This is a genomic window from Anaeromicrobium sp., assembly GCF_025210435.1.
Classification (GTDB): domain Bacteria; phylum Bacillota; class Clostridia; order Peptostreptococcales; family Thermotaleaceae; genus Anaeromicrobium.
On record NZ_JAOART010000036.1, the window covers coordinates 1 to 7,350 of the forward strand.

The 7,350-nt window shown below is 30.4% G+C and carries 6 protein-coding genes; 2 read left to right on the forward strand and 4 right to left on the reverse strand.

Annotated features, from left to right (window positions below; translation table 11 throughout):
* Positions 1 to 215: 215 nt before the first annotated feature.
* The 4 genes from ilvC to N4A57_RS04310 all read right to left on the reverse strand — a co-directional run bounded on the left by ilvC (position 216) and on the right by N4A57_RS04310 (position 5,505).
* The gene (gene ilvC / locus N4A57_RS04295) at positions 216 to 1,208 is read right to left on the reverse strand and encodes a ketol-acid reductoisomerase (protein ID WP_293656346.1); all 993 of its coding nucleotides are present in this window, start codon (positions 1,206 to 1,208) and stop codon (positions 216 to 218) included.
* A gap of 533 nt (positions 1,209 to 1,741) precedes the next feature.
* The gene (locus N4A57_RS04300; protein ID WP_293656347.1) at positions 1,742 to 3,433 is read right to left on the reverse strand and encodes a putative bifunctional diguanylate cyclase/phosphodiesterase; all 1,692 of its coding nucleotides are present in this window, start codon (positions 3,431 to 3,433) and stop codon (positions 1,742 to 1,744) included.
* Positions 3,434 to 3,600: 167 nt separating this feature from the next.
* Complete coding sequence (locus tag N4A57_RS04305; protein ID WP_293656349.1) at positions 3,601 to 4,134, reverse strand: hypothetical protein; 534 nt, start codon at positions 4,132 to 4,134, stop codon at positions 3,601 to 3,603.
* A gap of 450 nt (positions 4,135 to 4,584) precedes the next feature.
* Positions 4,585 to 5,505, reverse strand: a complete 921-nt coding sequence (locus N4A57_RS04310) for a J domain-containing protein (protein ID WP_293656350.1) — start codon at positions 5,503 to 5,505, stop codon at positions 4,585 to 4,587.
* Positions 5,506 to 6,140: 635 nt separating this feature from the next.
* Here N4A57_RS04310 and N4A57_RS04315 point away from each other — a divergent pair.
* Together N4A57_RS04315 and N4A57_RS04320 are read left to right on the forward strand one after the other, a co-directional pair.
* Positions 6,141 to 7,040: a trans-4-hydroxy-L-proline dehydratase activase gene (locus tag N4A57_RS04315; protein ID WP_293656352.1), complete on the forward strand. Its 900-nt coding sequence runs from the start codon at positions 6,141 to 6,143 to the stop codon at positions 7,038 to 7,040.
* Positions 7,041 to 7,129: 89 nt separating this feature from the next.
* On the forward strand, positions 7,130 to 7,350 hold a 221-nt coding region (locus N4A57_RS04320), incomplete at its 3' end, for a MerR family DNA-binding transcriptional regulator (RefSeq protein ID WP_293656354.1).

The following is a 7,350-nucleotide window of genomic DNA, read 5'->3' on the forward strand; positions in this document are numbered from 1 at the left end:
AAAATCTTTGGAACCCTGGAACGTCACAACATCCTATGCTACTCCAACATGACACATGAACCTATATACGAAGATTCACACTTTCGCTTGTGACAAGGACTTGGGTGGAAAAGATTTTCAATAGTTTCCTGAAATAGGCCCGCATAAAGCAAGTTTATACACCAGAAATCTATATAAGGACGGCTAACTAATAACCGTCCCAAATAATTAAAATCCTATTTTTTTAACCAAGACATCATACTTCTTAATTCTTTTCCCACTTCCACAATAGGGTGCTCTAGTTCTTGTCTCTTAACAGCATTAAATACTGGTCTATTAGCCATATTTTCAGTAATCCAATTCTTAGCAAATTCTCCCCTTTGGATTTCTGATAAAACTTTTTTCATTTCTTTTCTAGTTTCTTCCGTAACAATTCTTCTTCCAACCATGTAATCTCCATACTCAGCAGTATCACTTACACTATAGCGCATTTTTTCAAATCCACCTTCATATAATAAGTCAACTATAAGTTTAAGTTCATGTAAACACTCAAAGTATGCAATCTCTGGTTGATATCCAGCTTCCACTAAAGTATCAAACCCTGCCTTAACAAGTTCTGTGGCACCACCACAAAGAACTGCCTGTTCTCCAAATAAATCTGTTTCAGTTTCTTCTTTAAAAGTGGTCTCAAGTACTCCTGCCCTTGCTGCTCCTACGCCCTTAGCATAAGCCAGCGCCACTTCCCGAGCATTTCCTGTGAAATCTTGATATACAGCAAATAAAGCAGGTACTCCTTTTCCTTCTTGGTAAACTCTTCTTACTAAATGTCCAGGTCCCTTTGGTGCTACCATAAATACATCCACATTAGCAGGAGGTACAATTTGAGTAAAGTGAATATTAAATCCATGGGCAAATGCAAGGGCATCTCCTTCATTTAAGTATGGTTTTATACTCTCTTCATATAAAGCCCTTTGCAATTCATCTGGAACTAAAACCATAACCACATTAGCAGCCTTAGCTGCATCCTTTGTATCCATAACTACAAGGCCCACATCCTCTGCCACCTTCCATGATTTGCTTCCTTCATAAAGACCTACTATTACATCTACTCCACTTTCCTTTAAATTAAGAGCATGGGCATGCCCTTGACTTCCAAATCCTATAACAGCAACTTTTTTTCCCTTAAATACTTCTAAATTACCATCCTTTTCATAATACATTTTTGCCATGCAAATCGTCTCCTTTTCAAATTCTTTCGAATATTCTAATTATTATTTTTAAGAATGGCTATATGCAATTAGTCATTCTCATATGAAGAAATAAAAAAAATCTCCCATCCCTAAGACACAATTATTGTATCTTAGGGATGAGAGACTTCTCATGGTACCACCCTATTTCATAAGTTATTTACACAACTTACCTCATCAGATCAAAATTAACCCTAGCCATATAACGGTGGCACTTCTATATCCATAGAATCCCGGCCTTACTTACTCTTTTCATTTCAGTTTGGCAGTTTGGAAGTGATTATTATATACGCCTTCAATACTAACTCTCAGCCCTCATTAGCTCTCTGTAATTAAAGTTATGGTATTTTTCTCTTCCGCATTACTTTTACAAATTTTCAATTTATTGTTAACTATCTTAACACTATGTTTCAAAATAGTCAATATATTTTTTATATTTTTTTAAAAATCTAGCCTTAATAATTATTAAGGCTAGATTTTTACAGTGCTTAGATTACATTATTAATTTTTCACATTTAACTTGACTTACTCATAATCCTAAATTCACTAAGTCTTCCCATCATGTCTTCAATTTTTTCAATATTAACTGGCTTACTAAATAAATACCCCTGATATTCATGGCACCCTATTTCATTTAAAAATTCCAATTGTTTTGTAGTCTCAACGCCTTCACATACAATCTTAATATCTAATTCTTTCCCTATTGTTATAACTGCCTTAATTAAAGATTCATCCCTTTTATCTATACCTATACCATCCACAAATAGCTTATCTATTTTCAGCACATCTATTGAAAATGTCTTTAAATAACTTAAGGATGAATATCCTTTTCCAAAATCGTCTAAGGATATGCCTATTTTCTTTTCCCTTAATTTTTTCAGAATACTATGGGCATATTCTATATTTTTCATGGCAGCCGTCTCAGTAATTTCTATGTTTATAAAGGATGGATCAATGGATGTATTTGTTAATACACAATCTAATTTATCCATAAACTTATTTTCATTAAAGGATTGACCAGAAATATTTACAGCAATATTCACTGGATTTAATCCTCTATTTATCCAATTTTTAATCTGTAAACAAGCTAATTCTAATATATGTTCATCTATTTCCTTTATAAGTTCCGTTTCTTCAGCTAGTTGTATAAAATAATCTGGATAAACTAATCCTAGTTTTGGATGATTCCATCTTACTAAAGCCTCTACCCCCGTAATTTTTCCCGTTCCAATATTAATCTTAGGTTGGTAATGAAGAACAAACTCTTTATTTTTTAATGCCTTCCTAATATCTTCTTCTATCTTAATTTTCTTTTTTATTTCCTCATCCATTGTATTATTATATATTTTGTAATTATTTCTTCCCATGGCCTTTGCCTTATACATGGCCACATCTGCATCCTTAAATAATTTTTCTACATCCCCAGTTTCATTGGAGAGTTTTGAAATTCCCATACTAGCAGTAATACATATTTCTCTTTCCCTTACCTTAAAGGGTTCTTTAAAGGTATTCATAATATTTATGGCAATAGATTCTATTTCCTCACCATTAGATACAATTATTATAAATTCATCTCCACCTAACCTGCCAATAGTATAATCATCTCTAACAATTTCTTTTAACCTATTGGTAACACTTCTTAAAAGATCGTCTCCCCAATAATGGCCTAGTGTGTCATTTATTAATTTAAATTCATCTAAATCTATAAATATTATTCCCATATTAATATTTTTCCTAAGGGAATCCTCAACAACTAATGTTAACTTCTCTTTTACAAATCTCCTATTAGGTAGGCCTGTTACAGAATCATGGAAGGCAACATGCTTTAATTTTTCTAAAAGATTTATCTTTTCCTCAATTGCCTTTGAAAATCCATGGGCAATTAGTATTATTCCAATTCCTAAGAATATTTCTTCAAATATGAGGTCTTGCCATTTTGGAAATGAAATAAATTTAAGTTCATCTAAGGCATCATTTAATAGGGAAATAGAAAAAATTGCCCATCCCATACTTAAGTATGTTATTTTGCATTCTAAAGAAATGAAAAAACATGTAACAGCAACAATAAAAAATAGTCCCTCTATTAAAAAGTCATAACTATCTACTTTCAAATTATTTTTTATACATATATAATTGGTAATTAAAAGTATTCCTAATAAAATGCCAATTATTATTTTAACTGATTTTTTTAAGGTTTTCTTTTCCATAGATTTTAACTCTCCTCAAAAGATCTTTTCTCTCCCTACTATATTAATTTTCTACATTTTTGTAGTTTTTCCTCCTTTTTTTGACAAGTTTCCCCTTTCTATTCATATGCAAAATTTTCCTTTACTCTGCCTTGAAATTAGAAAAACCTCTGGTCATCCAGAAGTTTTTAGTCTGATTTTTTTATCTTTTTCATAATATCATAGGTGTGGTTAAATACATGCCTATTGCAAATATAAAAATAATTTTTATTGTTTATTATTATAAAATCACCCTTTTTCCCATGTTGTTTGCCCATATAAGAATCTATAATAAGATCCTCTTGTGCTTCTGCTCCTATTAATTCCATGTATCTAACCTTGTATACATTCCACCCTAATATGTCTTCCTTAGAAAATTCTACACAATCAGGGTCCTTTTCATGTTTATATTTGTAAGTCCCTATTACACTATCTATATGAGAGTCCTTATCATCTACCGAATAATGTTTCCTTTCAAAATGTTCTGGAGCAGAAGGATAAATTTCTCCAAATATGCCTACTACCACATAATGACCCTTAGGAACCTTTAGATTACCTTCAATAGTAAGTATCTTAATTTCTTCATTTGTTTTAAATGCCCTTAATTTAATAGTTCTTTTAACTATAACATATTTATTTTCTAACATATATGGATCATCTTTTAACATATGTAAATACAACATATTATAATTCATCCTTTCTAGGAAATTTATAATTTAGGCATATGAAAGAAATAAACTAGTCAGTTCACTGAGGAATTTATTTCTTTCATATGCCTTATACTTACTATTTAATTTTTTCCTACTCTTATAGATGATATACCCATATTAATGCATATTCATTAATATTTAACCTATTGGTACCCTGTGTCATTTTCCAAAATCCATATGTATAGATTTCGTAACACTAAGCTTTCTCTATACAGTAACTTGCCTATAAGGGAAACCATTGAAAATTTTTGGAACCCTGGAACGTCACAACATCCTATGCTACTTAAACATGACTCATGAACCTATCTACGAAGATTCACACTTTCGCTTGTGACAGAGACTTCAATGGAAAAAATTTTCAATATATTTTCCTGAAATAGGCACACATAAAGCCCATTCATAAATAAGAAATCTATATAGATCCTAGCTTCTTGGATTAAACTTAGATATGTCCCTTAACTTTTCATATAATTTTATTTCTTCTTCCGTAAGATTCTTAGGGTTAACAACCCTAGTTTTTATATATAAATCTCCACCATTGCCAGTTCTATCCTTGTATCCCTTTTTAGGTATTTTAATTTTTCCATCTGCCTGCATATTAGGTGGAATTTTCACTTTAATTTTTCCATCTAAGGTCTCTATTATTGCCTCACATCCCAGGGCAGCTTCCCAAGGTGATAAATCCACATGGGTATATAAGTCTAATCCTTTTAATGTAAATTTTGATTTTTCATTAAAATTAATCTTTAAATATAAGTCTCCATTAGGTCCACCCATACCTTTATGTCCTTGTCCCTTTAATTTTATCTTCTTTCCTGGTAATATACCCTTTGGTATTTTTATGGAAAGACTTTTATTTCCCCCTTGAGTTTTTAAATTAATAGTCTTTTTTGATCCTTCATAGGCTTCTTTAATAGACACATTTATTTCTGCCTCTATATCTTGCCCCTTAGTATTCCCCCTATGATGACCACCTCTGCCAAACATTGATCCTAAATCAAATCCATCATTACCAAATATCATATTGAAGAAATCACTAAAATCCCCATTGGCACCATTAGTAGAATGATTAAATCCTCCAAATCCAAATTGAGAAGGATCAAAATTCATTCCATTTTGAAAATCATACCCACTTCCAAATTGATCATATTTTTTTCTTTTTCCCTCATCACCTAATACTTCATAGGCCTCATTTATAGATTTAAATTTTTCCTCTGCCCTTTTATTATCTGGATTTGCATCTGGATGATATTTCTTGGCTAATTTTCTATAGGCCTTCTTTATATCACCTTGAGATGCCCCCTTATCTACTCCTAATATTTTATAATAATCTTTATATTCCAATATTATCTCCCCTTTTAAAGAATTAAGTTTTATATATAGAGATTTATGAACTATAAACTTTCCTTATAGAATCACATAACTCAAGTTTATAAACGATAAATCTATACATATTATTTTTTTCTATTTATATATTTTTATTCTACTTTTGACTTTCTTTGACTTTAATTATAAATAAAATTGCCCCATAAATCAAGATGGTGTTTTTATACATTTTATTTATACTTAGGCATATGAATCTTTATAGATTTTTTTCACATATATATGCTATATTTATAACAAGAGTTACAAACTCTGTATTTATAGATTTCGTAACACTAAGCTTTCTCTATACAGTAACTTGCCTATAAGGGAAAAACTATTGAAAATCTTTGGAACCCTGGAACGTCACAACATCCTATTCTACTTGAACATGACACGTGAACCTATCTACGAAGATTCACACTTTCGCTTGTGACAAGGACTTGGGTGGAAAAGATTTTCAATAGTTTCCTGAAATAGGCCCACATAAAGCAAGTTTATAAATACGAAATCTACAGAATTTTATCCTTTTATTTTTTTAAACATTTTTCATGATTCTAAACTTTTTTAACCTATATATTTTATTTAATATTTTAATTTTAAGGAGTAATTTTATTATGGAAAAAGGATTAATTACTAATATTCAAAAATGCTCTATTCACGACGGCCCAGGCATAAGAACTACCATATTTTTCAAAGGATGTTCCATGAAATGTAGTTGGTGTCACAATCCTGAGACCCAAAGTTATGTCCCTGAAATAATGTACAATAGGGAAAAGTGTAATTTATGTGGTTCCTGCATAAAAGCCTGTTCTAAGGGAGCGCTTACCTTAAGGGACCATTCCATTCATATAGACTCCCATTTATGTACCCTATGTGGCAAATGTATAGATTATTGTATTAATAATACTAAAGAAATAATTGGTACCACATATACAGTGTCTGAACTAATGAAAGAAATAGAAAAAGACAAAATCTTTTATGATGAATCTGGTGGTGGTGTTACCCTATCTGGTGGTGAAGTCATGACCCAAATAGATTTTGTGACAGATTTAGTTAAAATATGTAAATCAAAGGGCATATCAGTGGCCATAGATACTTGTGGTCATGTAAATTATGAATCCTTTGAGAAAATAATAAATTATGTGGATTTATTTTTATACGATATAAAAATTATGGACCCCACCCTACATGAAAAATATACTTCAGTAAATAATGAATTAATATTATCAAATTTAGAAAAATTATCAAGGACTAAAACTAATATTAATATTAGAATCCCCCTTATAAAAGATATAAACACAGATAGTAATAATATTGATAAAACAATAGACCTATTAAAAAAACTCCATCTAAAGAAAGTAAACCTTCTTCCCTATCATAATAAGGGTAATCATAAATATGAAAGATTACATATGGACTACGAAAAAAATTTAGAATCTCCTAGTGAAGAAGATTTACATTATATAAAAGGTATATTTGAAAAAAATGATTTTAATGTTAAGATAGGAGGTTAGCAACTGTTAAGTGAAACTTATAAAAATGTATAAAAACATATTGACTTTCATAACTTAGTCAATTACCTTATATGTAAGAGGTGATTAAGTTGAAGTATTTATCAATAGCAGAAATGTCTAAAAAATTAAATGTATCAGCACAAACATTAAGGAATTGGGATAAAAACGATAAATTAAAACCACATCACACTACTGATAGTGGCTATAGATATTATTCCCAAGAGCAATTAAATAAAATTTTAGGAATAAAAGAAAAGCCTAGAAAGGTTATTGGATATTGTAGAGTCTCAAGCAATAAGCAAAAGGATGA